This is a genomic window from Pseudoxanthomonas japonensis (assembly GCF_043632995.1).
In the GTDB taxonomy this organism is placed as follows: domain Bacteria; phylum Pseudomonadota; class Gammaproteobacteria; order Xanthomonadales; family Xanthomonadaceae; genus Pseudoxanthomonas_A; species Pseudoxanthomonas_A japonensis.
This window is the reverse complement of record NZ_CP171632.1, coordinates 956,488-972,621: the sequence shown is the minus strand read 5'-3', so window position 1 is coordinate 972,621 and position 16,134 is coordinate 956,488. Positions and strand designations below refer to the sequence as shown.

Below are 16,134 nucleotides of genomic sequence, written 5' to 3'. Positions count from 1 at the left end.
TGACGCAATGGACTGCCGCCACCTGCTCGCGCCCGCTGCCGCCGGCCTGCTGCTGGTGGCCGGCGCGCGTGTCCGTGCCGAGGACGCGGGGGCCGCGCGGATCATGCACGTCACGGGCGGCGATTTTCCCGCGCTGGTGATGGTGGTGCCCGGTGAACATGCCGCGCACGGCCCGGACGCGACGCCGGCCTGCGACCGCATCCGCGCACGCCGCGTGGATGAACTGCCGCCCGGGTGGCGCACGCGCGTGGCGCGCGTCGAACTGGACTGCGAAGACACCCTGGCCGACGACGACCAACGGACCCTGACGGCAGTGACCGCACGCGCGGTGCTGCACCCGGATCGCGTCCAGCTTGCCGGCCAGCCGGTCAGCGAAGTCCGGCTGATGGATTCGCAACGCTGGGGCGATCACCAGTACGTGCTGGCCGCGCCGTTTCCGACCGCGGGGGCCGTGATCCGACGCTTCGTCGAGGACACCTGCCTGGCGCGGACACTGGCGGAAGAATCCCCTGCCACCGCCTGCACCATGCAGGCCACCGACGACGGCTTCTACCTGCCGTCGTCCGATGCCGGCGGCATCTGGATCCACGTGGATCCCGACGACGCTGCGCGCACCCTCTATGTCGAAGCCTGGGCAGACTGACCGATGCGCCTGTTCCCTCTTGCTTGCCTTCTCGTTCCGGCCTCCGTGGCCCTGGCGGGCGAACCCGCCTCCTTCGCCGGCGATTACGGCCACGGTGCGACCCACGACGCAGACGAGGTCGTCTGGCGCGTGCAGGACACGGGCACGGGATGGCGCCTGACCTCCACCGGCGATGGCGGGGTGGTCGACGCGCATCGGCTGGACCGGCAAGGGCGGACGGCGTTCTGGAACCGCATGGGCTGGCCTGCCGACAGCAGCCGCGATGCCGACTGCCTGACCTGGGGCGAGAAGCCGGCCTCGCTGGACGACCTGCTCGCCGACACACCGCCTGCCCCCGTCGCCGCCGACGGGGACTACGGCCTGGGCGTGCTGTGCCGGGTGCCGTTGGCCGCGCGTATCCAGACCGGCTGGCTCGGCGACCAGGCGAGCGACTGGTTCTACTACGACCCCGTCGCCGGCGTGATGGAAGCGCGCCGGCTGCGCTGAGCCGCGTCAGCTTACGCCGGCACGCGGGCTGCGTAGGCGAGGCGTGCTGCCGTCGCTACGCTCGGGCGGTGCGCGGTACTCGAAGCGCAGTTCGCGCATGCCCTCGGGCACCGCCGGCGTCATGTCCTCCGGCGGGTTGCAGCCTGCGATCCAGCGACCGCTCGTGCTGTACGCCAGGAACTGGGCGATCACCGCCTCGGACGAACCGGCGTCCACCGCTTCTACGCGATCGGCGAAGCCTACCGTCCGTGCCGCGCCCTCACTGCCGATGTTCACCAGCGCTCCTGTTGCCTTGGGATCCGGCGCCGCCACCTGCACGATCGGCGGCGGCATCCAGCACTCGCCCGTGCTGTACAGCCTGGTTTCGCGCACCAGTCGCGTGCTGAAGTCCTTCAGCTCCGCGTGCAGGGACTCGGGCGTGTGCGACGCGGCCTCTCCACTGTAGCGGCCCTTGATGTAATACAGGTCCTTCGCCAGCAACGTCATCGCCGACGCATAGCGCGTGCCGTCGCGGGCGAGCACGAAGCCGGCCGAGTACAGCGTGGCGGGCCGACGATCCTTGTCTCCTGAGAGCGCGATGTGCGACGTCTCCAATTCGCCCGCCGGCAGCCCTTCGTTCCCCGGCGACGCGCGGATGCCGTCCACCGTTCCCTGGGCCATCGCACGCACGTGCTCATCGGGCACGATGCCGGCCGGGTAGAAATAGACGTCGATCCAACGGTCGCGCAGATCGCCATGCTGGTAGCGCACCGAAGCACCCGCCTCGGCCTGCTCGTACCGGTGCTCGTCGCGGGCGGTCCACTGACCGATCGTCAGCGGATACAGGATCCTGCTCTCTTGCAGGAAGCCGCCAAGGAACGGGCGCTCGGCCTGCGTGTCGTCCGCCGACGCGTGCGAAGAAGCGAAGAGTGCCGCCAGCCCGAAGGCGAGCCCCATGAGAATGCCGCGTGCTTTCCGGTGTCGTCCCTGGATCATGTGTCCTCTCCTTGTGTGTTGTTGTGCGGGGCGGTTGCCTCCCCGACCGCCCTGGCGATCACGTCCGCCAGCATGTCGCCGGTGACCGGCTTGCGGACGAAATCGTCGAATCCCGCCTGCCGCGCCATCGGTTCGGCGTCGGCGTCGGTGCGCGCGGTCAGGGCGACCAGCGGCGTAGACACGCCCTGCAGGCGCAGTTGCCGCGCCAGCGCCATGCCATCCAGTCCCGGCAGATCGAGGTCGAGGAATGCCACGTCGAACTCGGTCGTGACCACGTCGGCCAACGCCGCCAGTCCGTGCGGCGCATGCGTCACGCGATGGCCGCGCGCGCGCAGCAACCCGGCCACGACATCGGCGACCGTCGCGTCGTCCTCGACCAGCAGGATGTGCAGCGGCCCGACCTGCGCCGCCTGCAGCGGCGGCGGTGCCGGCACCCCCTGCCCGTCGCCTCCGGCCTCCTCCTGCAGGGCCGGCAGTTCGACGGAAAAACGCGTGCCCCTGCCGGGCGCGCTGTCGACCTCGATCCGCCCACCCATCGCCACCGCCAGTTCCTGGCAGATCGCCAGGCCCAGGCCGCTGCCGCCGTAACGCGCCGTCGTCTGCGCGCCGTCGGCCTGCTCGAAGCGACGGAACAACCGGGCCTGCTGCTCCGCATTGATGCCGGGGCCGGTATCGCCGACCACCAGCCGCACGCCCTGCGGCGCCAGCGGCAGCGCATGCAGCGACACATGACCGGACTCGGTGAACTTGATCGCGTTGCCCAGCAGGTTGAGCAGGATCTGCCGCAACCGCAGCGGATCGCCACGCACCATGCGCGGCACGCCGGCGGCGATGCCGTCCTGGAAATCGAGGCCACGCTTGCCCGCGACCGGCCCCATCAGCGCGACGACGTCGGCGACCAGCGCGTGCAGATCGAATTCGACCTGCTGGAGCTCCAGCTTGCCCGCTTCGATCTTCGCCAGGTCCAGCGCATCGTTGACCAGCCGCAGCAGGTGCGTGCCTGCACGCTGGATGGCATCGGCATAGCCCTTCTGCCGCTCATCCAACGGCGTGGCCTGCAGCAGTTCCGTCATGCCGAGCACGCCGGTCATCGGCGTGCGGATCTCGTGGCCCAGCGTGGCCAGGAAGCGGGTCTTCGCCAGCGACGCCTGTTCGGCCACGTCGCGCTTGTGCTCGGCCAGCTGCCATGCGCTGCGGCGACGCACGCGCCGCCGGTACGCCGCGGCGGCGGCGAGCAGCAGCAGCACCCCCACGAGCGCGAACAGCGCCAGCCCCCACGCACTGCGCCACCACGGCGGTAGCACGTGCACGGGCACCAGCAGTTCGCGCGAGGCATTGCCGGCGGCGTCGAAGGCCTGCACCCGCAGCCGGTAACGGCCGGGCGTGAGCGCGGAGAACACGCGCTCGCCGCTGGCGCCCTGGTCCACCCAGCCGCTGTCGAACCCCTCCAGCAGCGAGCGGTAGCGGTTGCCCAGCGGATTCTCGTAGCTCAGCAGTCGCGTGCCGACGAGCAGTTCGTGGTCCCCGGGCTGCAGGACGAGGGGCTGGTCGATCCGTAGCGCGAGCACGTCGTCGCCGCGGCTGATCTGCAGACCGTCGAGGACCAGGTTCGGCGTCACCGGCCGCGGGTCCGGCAACTGCGTGTCCAGCAGCGCGACCGAACCATCGGCCGCGGTCGAGACCAGCAGGCCGTCCCGCGTCATCAACAGTCCGCGGTCGTTGAGTTCCTGGCTGAGCAGTCCCTCGCGCACGCCGAAGTTGCGCAGCAGCGCACGCGAGCCGTGCAGATTGGGGTCGATGCGGAACAGACCGCGGCGCGTGCCCAGCCACACCCGCCGTTGCGGATCCACCACCAGGCCGGTCGACTCGACCGCCGGCAGCCCTTCCTCCGCGCCGATCCTGCGTTCGCGCACCCAGCGGGTGCCGTCGCGACGCCACGCCTCCACGCCCGACATGCGATGCAGCCAGAGGCGGTCGGCATGCTCGAAGGCGAACGCATACACGCGCTCGCCGCCCATCGCGCCCACCGCGGCGAAGCGGTTCGCCGCCTCGTCCCACACCATCATGCCGGCAGCACCCCCCAGCCACACGCGTCCGTCGGGCGCGACGGCGAGGCCCTCGATGTCGGGCAGGCCGCTGCCATCCTCCTGCTTGACGATGGTGCGCAACACGCGTCCATCGGCTAGGTCGCGCTGCTGCACGCTGCCCATCTGCGTGACCAGCCACAGCGTGCCGTCCTGCGCTTCGACCAGCCAGTCGATCGACGTACCGTCCGGCACGGCGTCCTGGCCCTGCTGCGACCATTGCCGCAGCGCACCGGTCCGCGGATCGACGCGGATCAGTCCGTTGCGGTGGCCGATCCACAACTGTCCATGGCGGTCCTGCCGCAACGACGTCAGCCGCAGATCGCCGAGCAGGGCGGCGTGCTGGGGCAAGGGCACGACATGGCCGCCGCGGGTATCCAGCCGTTCCAGCTTGCCGGTGCTGCTGCCGATCCATAGGCCGCCGTCATCGGCCTGCGACAGGCCGCGATAGAGGCCGCCGCCGAGGCCCTGCGCAGGCGAGAACGCCGCGATGCGCCGCCAGTCCGAACGCAGGTACGCCAGGCCGCGCGTCGGCACCGGCACCCACAGGCCACCGTCGGGCAACACCAGCACGGTCTGCAGCACGCGGCCGATGCCCACGCTCTGCGCGTCGTAGTTCACCGGCGCCGGAGCGAGGTCGCCCTCCGTGCGCCACAACCCGCCCTGGCTGGCCAGCCAGTACTCGCCTTCGCCATCGCTGGTCATCGCGATCAGTGCATTGGGCCGCGCGAACATCGGCGACCACGGCGGCGACGTCCATCCGCCCTGTGGCGACCAGCGATGCACGCCGTCCGACGCGCCCACCCACATCGCCTCGTTGTCGGCGGTCACCGAATAGACGATCAGGCCACTTCCCGTGGGCAGCGCAAGGCGCTCGACATGCGTGCCGTCGTAGCGCGCCAGGCCGCCCATGGTGCCGATCCACAGCACGCCCTTCGCGTCGAAGGCGAGCGACAGCACGTTGTCCGACGGCAGGCCCTCGCCGCCGTCGGGCGACGCCGCGTAACGGGTGATGCGCCCGTCCGCCGACAGCCGGTGCAGTCCGCCACCGAAGGTCCCGAACCACACGTCGCCGCCCCGGCTGGCGATCGCGAACACATCGTCGCTGCCCATCTGCGGATGGTCGGCCTTCCGGTAATGACGGAAGCCGCGACGGTCCACGCCCATCACGCTGAGGCCGCCGTTCTCGGTCGCCACCCAGATCCGGTCCGCGGCATCGATATGCAGCGCCTGCACGACGTTGCCGGGCAAGGAGGCGGGATCGGCGGGATCGTGCCGCCAGACCTTGAAACCGACGCCGTCGTAGCGGGCCAGGCCGTCCCAGGTCGCGACCCACAGATGGCCGGCGCGGTCGCGCGCGAGCGCGGGGATGGTCGTGGACGGCAGGCCGTCGCCGGCACCCAGCAGGCGGAAGCGCGGAATCTCGGGCACCGCGGCGTGCGACAGCGCGCTCAGCAGGCAGACCAGCAGCAACCACCATGCGCGCATCGCCATTCCTGTCCGCCCCTCGTTCCCTGATCGACCCCGTCCGGCATCGTCGCAACGGACCGTTGCACGTGCAAGCGGGGTATCTTCATGGGCCGGCCCCTAGAATCCATCCCCATGCCCGGACCCACCGCCCGCCGCCTGCTGATGCGCAGCCTCTGTCTGCTGGCGCTGTTGCCTGCGACCTCCTACGCGCGCGACGCCCTGGCCGAGTACCGGCTGGATCCGGTCCACACGCGCGTGATGTTCGCCATCTCGCATGCCGGCTTCTCCAACGCCCTCGGCACCGTCTCCGGCAGCACCGGCACGCTGGCGTTCGATCCGGACGACTGGACGCGCGCGCGCGTCGACGTGCGCGTGCCGATTGCCCGCACCGACCTGGGCGATGCCGACTGGAACAAGGCCACCCTGGCGAAATCGCTGCTGGATGCCGAAGGCCATCCGGAAGCGCGCTTCGTCTCCACGCGGGTGGAACCGGTCGACGCGACGCATGCGAAGGTGCATGGCGACCTCAGCCTGCGCGGCGTGACGCGTGAAGTCGTCCTCGACGTGACCCTCAACGCCGCCAAGCGACATCCGATGCCGCCATTCCGGCGCACTGTCGGGTTTTCTGCGACGACGAAGATCAGCCGTGCCGACTTCGGCATCACCGCGTGGAAGTCGGTGATCGGCGACGCAGTGGAACTTCGCATCGAAGCCGAGGCCACCTACGACGGCAAGGCCGGCGACGACGCGACCGATACGCCCCCTTCCTCTTCCACTGCGGAGCCGACGCCGTGACACTGAAGAACACCGAACACCACTGGGGCGCGGTCAGCCAGCTGTTCCACTGGACCATCGTCGTGCTGATCCTGGTGATGGCCTACCTGGGCCTGACCATGGGCGACCTGCCCAACGGCCCGCGCAAGATCAACATCTACGCGCTGCACAAGTCGATCGGCCTGACCATCTTGGCGCTGGTCGTGCTGCGGGTGCTTTGGCGTGTCTACGCCGGGACGCCTGCGCCGGTCGCCGGTACGCCGACCTGGCAGCAGCGCATCGCCTCGGTGACGCATTTTCTGCTGTATGCGCTGCTGTTCGCGATTCCGCTGTCGGGCTGGGTGCTGAACTCGTCCGCCGGCTATCCGCTGCAGTGGTTCAAGCTGTTCAACCTGCCTGCCATCACCGGACGCAACGACGGCGTGCACGAGGCCGCCGAGGGCGCGCACGAACTGCTGTTCTGGGTGCTGGTGGTACTGGTGCTGGCGCATGCCGCCGCCGCGTTCTACCACCACTTCTTCCAGGGCGACGCCACGCTGCGCCGCATGCTGCCGGGCCGACGCGCCGCCGGGGCAGCGCCCGTCGCCGCCCCGCCGACCCCGCTTCCCCCCACCCCGCAGGATTCCCCCGATGAAAACCCCTGACCGCGTGCGCCTGGCGCTCGCTTCCCTGCTGCTGGCCGTCGCCGGCCAGGCCACCGCCGCCGATTACGTGCAGGCGCCCGGCTCGACCCTGGTGTTCGCCAGCAACTACCAGGGCGAAACCTTCACCGGCAAGTTCGGCGGCTTCACCACCACGCTGAGCTTCGATCCGGCGAATCTCGCCGCCAGCAAGCTCGACGTCGCCATCCAGCTGGCCGGCACGCAGACCGGCAACGGCGACCGCGACGGCACGCTGGTGTCGGCCGACTTCTTCAACGTGGCCAAGTTCGCGCAGGCGCGCTACACGGCGACCAAGTTCCGTTCGCTGGGCGGCAACCAGTACGCCGCCGACGGCACGCTGTCGCTGCGCGGCGTCAGCAAGCCGGTGACGCTGACCTTCACCTGGACGCCGGGCGCGCAGCCCGTGCTCGCCGGCAAGGCGACGGTGAAGCGCCTGGACTTCGGCGTCGGCGGCGGCGACTGGGCCGATACGTCGACCATTCCGAATGACGTCGCGATCAGCACCAAGGTCGTGTTTAAACCGGCGAAGTAACGCCGGATGCGCGTGCGACGCCTGCTGATTCGTCTCGGCGTCGCCGTCCTGCTGCTGTGCGCGGTCGGTGCCGCTGGCCTGTGGTGGCTGGGTGGCACGCTGGTTGCGCCACGTCCTGCGGTGGTCGGACCGCCGCCTGCGGATCTCGACGCACGCGAGGTGCGGATCGCGGTCCCTCATGCCACGCCGGTGGCCGGTTGGTGGATCGAAGGGACGCCAGGGCACGCGAACGTGCTGCTGTTGCATGGCATCCGCTCGGACCGTCGCGCGATGCTGGGGCGCGCCAGGATGTTGTCGCAGCATGGATACGCCGTCTTGCTGGTCGACCTGCCAGCGCATGGTGAAAGTCCTGGCGACGCGATCACGCTGGGATGGCGCGAAGCCGCCGCCGTAACGGCCGCCCGCGACTGGATGCGTGAACAACGTCCCGGCGAGAAGCGCGCCGTGATCGGTGTGTCGCTGGGCGGCGCATCGGTGCTGCTGGGACCACAGCCGAGCGGCTTCGACGCGGTGGTGCTGGAAGCCGTGTATTCCGATGCGCGTCAGGCCATCCGCAACCGCATCGCCATGCGGCTGGGCGACACCGCCGCCGCGCTCTCGCCGCTGCTGGCGATGCAGGCCGGGCTGCGGCTCGGCATTCCTGTGCGCCAACTTTCCCCCATCGACCGCATCGCCGGTCTCGACGCGCCGGTGCTGGTGGTCGCAGGCGGACAGGACCGGCATACGCTGCCGGCCGAGTCGCGTGCGATGTACGAGCGCGCACGCGCGCCGAAATCATTCTGGCTGCTGCCGGATGCCGCGCACGTGGATTTCCTGGCGCACGATCCCGCCGGCTATGCGCATCACGTGATCGGCTTCCTGGATCGACATCTGGCCGATCCCGCGCGGTGTCGCGCGCAGCGACACCCCGCTCACGAGGACGTGACGCGCTCCGGCTGGCAGGAAGGCGATGCCGCCTGCGCGGGCATGGCGAGGCGTCCCAGCCCATAGTCCAGGGCGCCCAGCACGTCGCCCTCGCGATGGTCCTCATGGCATGACAGGCAGGCCGGGCGCGCGCGGATCGCGCCCATCGCACGTTCGCCGCGCGGCGTGTTCCGCACGACGAGTTCCTTGCCCGCCTGCAACGCCGCCAGCGCCTCGCGTTCCCACGGTTGCAGGCCGCGCGTGGAGGCAGGCGATGCGCGCAATCCGGGGTCGCCATCCGGGTGCTGGAAGCCCATGAAGCTGGCGGCGTGGACCACCGGCGGATCGTGCCGGGCGACACCGACCAGCTCCACGTCGACCACGCAGCGCCCGTGCTCGTCGACCGCATTGAACGCGGCGTGGCGCATGCGCGCCATCATCGGCGTGACACGCATCCTGCCGAAGCCCCGGCTGTCCACGAAGGCATCGACGAACTCGCCATGCATCCGCCGCAGCGCCGGATCATCGTCGTGGACAGCACCCGCGATCGCGAGTGGCGCGCAGGCACCCGCGATCACGACCATCAGCCACACGCCGCGCATCGATGCCATCGGAATCCCCTCGACTGGAGGGGCCAAGCCTAGCGCGGCCGTGCGGGGGACAGGCGCGCCGTCGTCCGCCCGTTCCGTCGACGGACAGCCTTACCGGTGCAGGAACGCCGCCACCGCCCCCGCATCGAACGGCCAGTCCAGCTCCGCACCGGTGTCGCTGCGATGCAGCACAGGGACGCGGATGCCGTAACGCGCTTCAAGCGCATCGTCTCCGTCGATGAAAACGCTTTCGAACTCGGGAATGCGGGCGTGCGCGAGGATGTCGAGCGCCAGGTCGCACAGGTGGCAGTCGTCGCGCTGATAGAGGGTCAGGGGCATCGCAATTGAGGGATGAAGGGCGTCCGGCGTCTACGTGCTTAGAATAGCGGCCTTTTTCGACGGCGGTTTTTGCAGCATGGCAGTCAGCACGTTCGACCTGTTCAAGATCGGCATCGGTCCGAGCTCCTCGCATACGGTGGGGCCGATGCGGGCGGCGGCGCGCTTCGTGGGCCGCTGGCTGGTCGATGCCGGCCGGCTGCATGACGTGGCGCGCATCCGCGCCGAGGTGTTCGGCTCGCTGGCCCTGACCGGCCGCGGCCACGGCACCGACAAGGCCGTGCTGATGGGGCTGGAAGGCCATTACCCCAACGAGATCGACCCGGACATCATTCCGCCCGCGCTGGAGCGCATCCGCAAGGACAAGCGCATCCTGCTCGGCGGCACGCATGCGCTCGCCTTCGACGAGAAGCGCGACCTGCTGATGAACAAGCGGCAGAAGCTGCCCTACCACACCAACGGCATGCGCTTCACCGCCTATGACGCCAACGACGAGGTCATCGCCACGCGCGACTACTACTCGGTCGGCGGCGGTTTCGTGGTCAACCAGGACGATGCGGCCTCCGACCGCATCGTGGCCGATGAGACCCCGCTGCCCTATCCGTTCAAGAGCGGAGACGAGTTGCTGGCGCAGTGCCAGCGCAGCGGCCTGAGCATCGCCGCGTTGATGTTCGAGAACGAAAAGGCCTGGCGCAGCGAAGAGGAGATCCGCGACGGCCTGCGCGCGATCTGGAACGCCATGCAGTCCTGCATGGCGCGCGGCATCCGTGAGGAAGGCACCCTGCCCGGCGGCCTGCATGTCTCCCGGCGCGCGCCGACGCTGCACCGCGAGCTGTCCAGCAAGCCGGAAGCCGCGATGCGCGACCCGCTGACGGTGCTGGACTGGGTCAACCTGTACGCGCTGGCCGTGAACGAGGAGAACGCGGCCGGCGGTCGCGTGGTCACCGCTCCCACCAACGGGGCGGCCGGCATCATCCCGGCGGTGCTGCACTACTACGACCGCTTCTGCCCCGGCAACAACGAGCAGCGGGTGTTCGACTTCCTGCTCACGGCGGCGGCCATCGGCATCCTCTACAAGGAGAACGCCAGCATCAGCGGCGCCGAAGTCGGCTGCCAGGGCGAAGTGGGCGTGGCCTGCTCGATGGCCGCCGGTGGCCTGGTCGCGGCCCTGGGCGGCAGCCCCAGCCAGATCGAGAACGCGGCCGAGATCGGCATGGAACACAACCTGGGTCTGACCTGCGACCCGATCGGCGGGCTGGTGCAGATCCCGTGCATCGAGCGCAACGCGATGGGCGCGGTGAAGGCGATCAACGCCAGCCGGATGGCGATGCGCGGCGACGGCAAGCACAAGGTCTCGCTGGACAAGGTGATCAAGACCATGCGCGACACCGGTCGCGACATGCAGGACAAGTACAAGGAAACCAGCCGGGGTGGGCTGGCGGTGAATGTTATCGAGTGCTAGGAAAGATGATCTTTGCTGCCGCCACAGATGAGGGCACGCTTTTCGTATTCCCGTCGTTGGAAGACGCCATCGCATATTGCGAAGGTATCGATGTGGAAGATGGCAGCTGGCTCTTCTGGAACGAAAACGGTAGCGCTCTTGTCGCCGACTTCGTCGTTCCCAACCATCGCGGTAGGCACACGATCTGCAGCGGCACCTATCAGTTGGTTCCAGCGAGCAGCCTGCCCTCACTGGAAGAAGTGCTGGCTCGCATTCTGCAGATGGACCGCAATCCTTACTTCACAGATCTTTCCGACGTCCGCGTCCATCTCGCAAGCGCGAGTCAGGCGTCCTTCCAATCGTAGTCTCCCGGGTAAGTCCCCGTAGCCCGGGTAAGCGAAGCGCACCCGGGAACCGACACACTGACGCACTCCCCGGGTGCGGCCGTTGGCCTTACCCGGGCTACGGAACTCATCCTCGCGCGTGCGGCTGGGTTTTCATTCTCTGCGACCAAGACTCGGAAGCTCGATCCTGCACCACGTTGGTTCAATGCCGAGGCAGAGGTGCTCCGTGGTCGAAGCGGAATGCCTCGACGGCAAGGCAGACCGGGGCGACGCCAACCTGCCGAACCCCTCGATGCCGGGGAACATTGCCTCGTCCACCCACCGCTTAAGGTCACGCGCGGTGCAACACGCACTGGCTGCCTGCCGAGCCCGCCTCGCGGTCGACGCAAATCGTCTTGTCACCGTATTTCGATGCCCTGCGCGCGCACCATTCCGGGGTGGTTTCGCGGAGCCGCCGTAGCCAGCGTAGCCCGGGTAAGCGAAGCGCACCCGGGACCCTGAGACGCCGATGCATCCCCGGGTGCGGCCTTCGGCCTTACCCGGGCTACGGCGTTTCGACCGGGTTGGCCACGAAGCTGCCTCCTCCGCGTTTCCACGTCCACGGTACGACCACACTCCGGGCCCGATCCTTCCACCCTTTAGGCCTGCGGCCCCGCGCCGATACCCTTCTTGGTAAACCGACTTACCGGAGACGCGTCCTGTCCGACCCCGTCGACAAGACCCGCTGCGGCACGCCCTGGTGGCGGCGCCGACTGGCGGCCTGGTGCCTGCCCCTGCTGGGCGGGATGGCCGTGCTTTGCCCGACGGCGCACGCGCTGGACCCCTCCAAGTCCTTCCACCACTACGTGCGCAACCACTGGAGCCTGGAACAGGGCTTGCCCCAGCTGAGCGTGCTCGCCATCGCCCAGGACCGGCCCGGCTACCTCTGGTTCGGTACGCAGGCCGGCCTGAGCCGCTTCGATGGCGTGCGCTTCACCAACTTCGACCTCGACAACACGCCAGAACTCCCCAGCACCTGGATCCAGGCCCTGCACACCGACCGCGAAGGCCGCCTGTGGATCGGCACGCCGCAGGGACTGGCGGTCCGCGACGGCAACCGCATCAAGGCCATCCCGCTCGCCGCGGACGAGGCGGCTGGCGTCGTCGACGTGCGGGCGCTGACGCGCGACGTCCGCGGACGCCTGCTGGTGGCCACCCATCGGGGCGTCATGGTGGTCGTGGCCGACCGCCTGAAGACGCTGTATCCGATCGGCGACGGCGCGCTGTCCCTGCACGCCGACGACGACGGCACGCTCTGGGCCGGCGGCCGTGGCCGCGTGCACGCCTTCGACGGCACCGGCGAGCGCGTCCTCAAGCTGCCCGCCGGCGCATCGCTGGCGACGGTCACCTCGCTGGCGCGCCACGACGGCCGCCTGTGGGCCGGCTGCGATGCCGGCCTGTTCGTCCTTGATGGCCAGCACTGGCAGCGCGACCGTAATGTCGTTGCCGTCAGCGGTGGGGTGCAGACGCTGCACGAGGACCGCGACGGCATCCTGTGGGTGAGCACCCGCGACACCGTGTACCGGCTGCAGAACGGTCGGCTGCTGGAACGGATCGCCGCGGACGGACCGCTCGCGGAAATCCGTGCCTTCTACGAAGACCGCGAGTCGAACCTGTGGCTGGGCAGCAACAACGAAGGCGTCAGCCGGGCGTGGAACGGCTGGACCCGGCGCTACAGCCGCGCCGAGGGATTGCAGCAACCGCTGCTGTGGTCTGTCGCGCAGGCGCCGGACGGACGCGTGTGGGTGGGCAGCGACGACGGTGTCAGCGTGCTGGAAGGCGGCCGGTTCCGCTCCCTGATCCCGGGACGCGACCTGCCGCACCCCGCCGCTTACAGCCTGCTGCCCGAGAACGGGCAGACCTGGATCGGCACGCGCGATGGCGCCGCCGTGTACCGCGACGGTCGCGTGCAGCGGCCGCGGGCGCTGGCGGCGCTCGATGCCGCGCAGGTGAACGGCATCATCCGCGATCGCCAGGGACGGCTGTGGTTCGCCACCAGCAATGGCCTCTACCGCTGGCGGGAAGGCGACGAGCGCGCGCGCCACTACGGCGAACGGGAGGGCCTGCGTGACATCCGCGTGCGCGTGCTGATGGAAACGCGCGACGGACGCCTGCTGGTGGGCACCCAGAGCGGGCTCTACGAATTCGTCGACGAACACCTGGTCCAGGTTCCGTTGACCGGTACCGGCCTGGACGCGCCGCACATCGTGTCCCTGTACGAGCTCGCCGGCGGCCAGTGGCTGGCCGGCGCGCTGTCGGAAGAACTGATGCTGCTGTTCGACGGCCATCGCTGGACGCGCCTGGACAAGTCGCGCGGCATCCCGGCAAACGCGCCCTTCTTTTTCGCCGAGGACGCCGGCGGCTTCCTGTGGGCGGGTGGCCTGCGCGGCATCTATCGCGTCCCAGTGACCGAGCTGCTCGACGCCGCCGATGATCGTGCCCGGCGCGTGAACGCGCGGACCCTGCTCAACGAGCGCGGCGACCGCCATGGTGGGCAGAAGGGCGACTGCTGCAACGGCGCCGGCAACAGCCGCGGCTTCCTGGCCGACAACGCGCTGTGGCTGCCGACCCGCGATGGCGTGGTGGTGATGGCGACCGACCAGTCCCTGTCCAACGACTACCTGCCCGAGTCGGTGGTCGAACGCGTCCAGGTGCAGGGCCAGTGGCGCCCGGCCGAGCGCGCAACGGAATGGTCGCTGCCGAGCGCCGCGCGCGACCTGCGCTTCGAGTTCACCACGCTCAGCTTCCAGGCGTCGGACCACATCGACATCCGCTACCGCCTCAAGGGCTACGACGACGAGTGGAAGCTGCTCGACGACCCGCACCAGCGCAGCGCGACCTATACCAACCTGCCCGCGGGACGCTACGTGTTCGAGGTGCTCGGCACCAACAACAGCGGCGTCTCCGGACGTGCGGCCGCCACGCAGGCCTTCACCATCGCGCCGTACTTCTACGAGAGCCCGTGGTTCTACCTGCTGCTGGCGTTCGCGCTGGCGGTCCTGGTGCTGCTGTCCAACCGGTGGGTGCTGCGCCGCCACCACAACCGCCGCGTTGCCTTGGAGCGGCTGGTGGAACAGCGCACCCGCGATCTGCAGCAGGCCAACCGGCAGCTGGAAGCCATCAGCCTCACCGATCCGCTGACCGGCCTGCACAACCGCCGCTACCTGACCCGCCAGCTGCCCGCCGACATCGCCTACTACCAGCGCATGCCCGGCTTCGCCGCCGGCGTGGACGTGCTCGCGTTCGCGCTGCTCGACATCGACCACTTCAAGTCGATCAACGACGGCCACGGCCACCAGGCCGGCGACCACGTGCTGCAGACCGTCGCGCACCGGCTGCGCACGCTCTCGCGCGATGGCGACTACGTGATCCGCTGGGGCGGCGAGGAATTCCTGATGGTGTTCCGGCCCATGCCGCGCCACGAGTTGCATGCGCTGGGTCGGCGCATCTGCACGGCGATCGCCGCGGAGCCGGTCGATGTCGCCGGCGCGCAGTTGCAGGTGACCGCATCGCTGGGACTGATCGGCTATCCGCCCTTCCCCGGCGCACCCGACCTGCTGGGGTGGGAACAGCTGGTCTCACTCGCGGACCGGGCGCTCTACGAAGTGAAGGCGCATGGCCGCAATGGCTGGGCGTTGTACGAAGCGACGCCACTGCCGCTGCCCGTCGTCGATGCCGACCAGGTACGACGCGACCCCGGCGAACTGGTGCGCAGCGGCCATCTGGCGCTGCGGGGTCCGCATCATCCGGCCACGACGTCGTCACCATCTGCGCCACAGGCTTGACGTCCACGCAACGCATCCGCGCTACGCTGGCCTGCCCCGTCGCAGAGACCGCTGCATGAAGAATCCACGATCGGCGCCGGCCGCGCTCGCCATCCTGCTCGCTTCCAGCGCCGTCGCACGGGCCGAACCGCTGCCCACCTACGGCGCCCGCCTGGAAGGCTTCGACTATCCCTATCCGGTGAAGACCTTCGCTTTCGATTCGCAGGCGCAACCGCTGGAAATGGCCTACCTCGATGTGGCGCCCACGATGCCCAACGGCCGCACCGTGGTGGTGCTGCACGGCAAGAACTTCTGCGCGGCCACCTGGGAATCCGCGATCGCGGCGCTGGCGGGCGCCGGCTATCGCGTCGTCGTACCGGACCAGGTCGGCTTCTGCAAGTCGAGCAAGCCGCCGCGCTACCAGTACTCGTTCGGCCAGCTGGCGGCCAACACGCACGACCTGCTCGCCAGGCTCGGCATCCCGCGCGCGGTGATCGTGGGCCACTCCATGGGCGGCATGCTCGCCGCACGCTATGCGCTGCAGTATCCGCAGGCGACCGAGCGGCTGGTGCTGGTCAATCCCATCGGACTGGAGGACTGGAAGGCCGCAGGCGTGCCGTGGCGGAGCATCGACGCCTGGAACGCGCGCGAAATGAAGACGTCCTTCGACAGCATCCGCGACTACCAGCGCACCGTGTACTACAGCGGCGACTGGAAGCCGGCGTACGAACGCTGGGTACGGATGCTGGGCGGCATGTACGCCGGCGACGGACGCGAGGCCGTCGCCTGGAGCCAGGCGCTGACCTCGGACATGGTGTTCAACCAGCCCGTCGTGTACGAGTTCCCCCGCATCGCGGTACCGACCACGCTGTTCATCGGCCAGAAGGACCGCACCGCCATCGGCAAGGATCTGGCGCCGCCGGAGGTGGCGAAGCGGCTCGGCGACTACCCGGCGCTGGGCAGGCGCGCGGCCGCGGCGATTCCAGGCGCGACGCTCGTGGAGTTCGCCGACCTGGGCCATTCGCCACAGGTCGAGGACCCGGCGCGCTTCAATGCCGAACTGCTGAAGGCGGTCAGCGCGCCCTGACGGC

Annotated in this window: 14 protein-coding genes; 10 read left to right on the top strand and 4 right to left on the bottom strand. The window is 69.6% G+C overall.

Annotation, left to right across the window (positions count from 1 at the left end; genetic code table 11):
• Window positions 1-7: 7 nt before the first annotated feature.
• Window positions 8-643 (top strand): hypothetical protein, encoded by a 636-nt coding sequence (locus ACGHX3_RS04300; protein WP_394696519.1) that lies wholly within the window; start codon window positions 8-10, stop codon window positions 641-643.
• A gap of 3 nt (window positions 644-646) precedes the next feature.
• Window positions 647-1,129, top strand: a complete 483-nt coding sequence (locus ACGHX3_RS04295; RefSeq protein ID WP_394696518.1) for a hypothetical protein — start codon at window positions 647-649, stop codon at window positions 1,127-1,129.
• 6 nt (window positions 1,130-1,135) lie between these two features.
• Here ACGHX3_RS04295 and ACGHX3_RS04290 read toward each other — a convergent pair whose 3' ends face one another.
• Together ACGHX3_RS04290 and ACGHX3_RS04285 are read right to left on the bottom strand one after the other, a co-directional pair.
• Window positions 1,136-2,104, bottom strand: coding sequence for a hypothetical protein (locus tag ACGHX3_RS04290; protein WP_394696517.1), 969 nt, complete (start codon window positions 2,102-2,104; stop codon window positions 1,136-1,138).
• Complete coding sequence (locus ACGHX3_RS04285) at window positions 2,101-5,676, bottom strand: two-component regulator propeller domain-containing protein (protein WP_394696516.1); 3,576 nt, start codon at window positions 5,674-5,676, stop codon at window positions 2,101-2,103. Before ACGHX3_RS04285 ends, ACGHX3_RS04290 begins: the two co-directional genes overlap by 4 nt.
• Window positions 5,677-5,820: 144 nt before the next feature.
• On the opposite strand from ACGHX3_RS04285, the gene ACGHX3_RS04280 reads away from it, so the two are divergent.
• From ACGHX3_RS04280 to ACGHX3_RS04265, 4 genes are read left to right on the top strand one after another with little or no spacing between them, the layout of a single operon-like run.
• The gene (locus ACGHX3_RS04280; RefSeq protein ID WP_394697237.1) at window positions 5,821-6,453 is read left to right on the top strand and encodes a YceI family protein; all 633 of its coding nucleotides are present in this window, start codon (window positions 5,821-5,823) and stop codon (window positions 6,451-6,453) included.
• On the top strand, window positions 6,450-7,076 hold the full coding sequence (locus ACGHX3_RS04275) for a cytochrome b (RefSeq protein ID WP_394696515.1): 627 nt from the start codon (window positions 6,450-6,452) through the stop codon (window positions 7,074-7,076). Before ACGHX3_RS04280 ends, ACGHX3_RS04275 begins: the two co-directional genes overlap by 4 nt.
• The gene (locus ACGHX3_RS04270) at window positions 7,063-7,626 is read left to right on the top strand and encodes a YceI family protein (protein WP_394696514.1); all 564 of its coding nucleotides are present in this window, start codon (window positions 7,063-7,065) and stop codon (window positions 7,624-7,626) included. The genes ACGHX3_RS04275 and ACGHX3_RS04270 overlap by 14 nt, the downstream gene beginning before the upstream one ends.
• Window positions 7,627-7,632: 6 nt before the next feature.
• On the top strand, window positions 7,633-8,616 hold the full coding sequence (locus tag ACGHX3_RS04265; RefSeq protein WP_394696513.1) for an alpha/beta hydrolase: 984 nt from the start codon (window positions 7,633-7,635) through the stop codon (window positions 8,614-8,616).
• Here the strand turns inward: ACGHX3_RS04265 and ACGHX3_RS04260 are convergent.
• Together ACGHX3_RS04260 and ACGHX3_RS04255 are read right to left on the bottom strand one after the other, a co-directional pair.
• The gene (locus ACGHX3_RS04260; RefSeq protein WP_394696512.1) at window positions 8,538-9,140 is read right to left on the bottom strand and encodes a hypothetical protein; all 603 of its coding nucleotides are present in this window, start codon (window positions 9,138-9,140) and stop codon (window positions 8,538-8,540) included. The two genes, ACGHX3_RS04265 and ACGHX3_RS04260, sit on opposite strands and share 79 nt — an antisense overlap.
• 90 nt (window positions 9,141-9,230) lie before the next feature.
• A complete protein-coding gene (locus tag ACGHX3_RS04255; RefSeq protein WP_394696511.1) occupies window positions 9,231-9,458 on the bottom strand; it encodes a glutaredoxin family protein in 228 nt (75 codons plus the stop codon).
• A 76-nt stretch (window positions 9,459-9,534) separates the two neighbouring features.
• On the opposite strand from ACGHX3_RS04255, the gene ACGHX3_RS04250 reads away from it, so the two are divergent.
• From ACGHX3_RS04250 to ACGHX3_RS04235, 4 genes are all read left to right on the top strand, one after another.
• Complete coding sequence (locus tag ACGHX3_RS04250; protein WP_394696510.1) at window positions 9,535-10,917, top strand: L-serine ammonia-lyase; 1,383 nt, start codon at window positions 9,535-9,537, stop codon at window positions 10,915-10,917.
• Window positions 10,918-10,922: 5 nt separating this feature from the next.
• Window positions 10,923-11,261 carry a hypothetical protein gene (locus ACGHX3_RS04245; protein ID WP_162339080.1) on the top strand — a complete coding sequence of 113 codons (339 nt, stop codon included), beginning with the start codon at window positions 10,923-10,925 and terminating at the stop codon, window positions 11,259-11,261.
• Window positions 11,262-12,025: 764 nt separating this feature from the next.
• Window positions 12,026-15,064 carry a two-component regulator propeller domain-containing protein gene (locus tag ACGHX3_RS04240; protein ID WP_394696509.1) on the top strand — a complete coding sequence of 1,013 codons (3,039 nt, stop codon included), beginning with the start codon at window positions 12,026-12,028 and terminating at the stop codon, window positions 15,062-15,064.
• Window positions 15,065-15,119: 55 nt separating this feature from the next.
• Window positions 15,120-16,130 (top strand): alpha/beta fold hydrolase, encoded by a 1,011-nt coding sequence (locus ACGHX3_RS04235; RefSeq protein ID WP_394696508.1) that lies wholly within the window; start codon window positions 15,120-15,122, stop codon window positions 16,128-16,130.
• Window positions 16,131-16,134 lie beyond the last annotated feature (4 nt).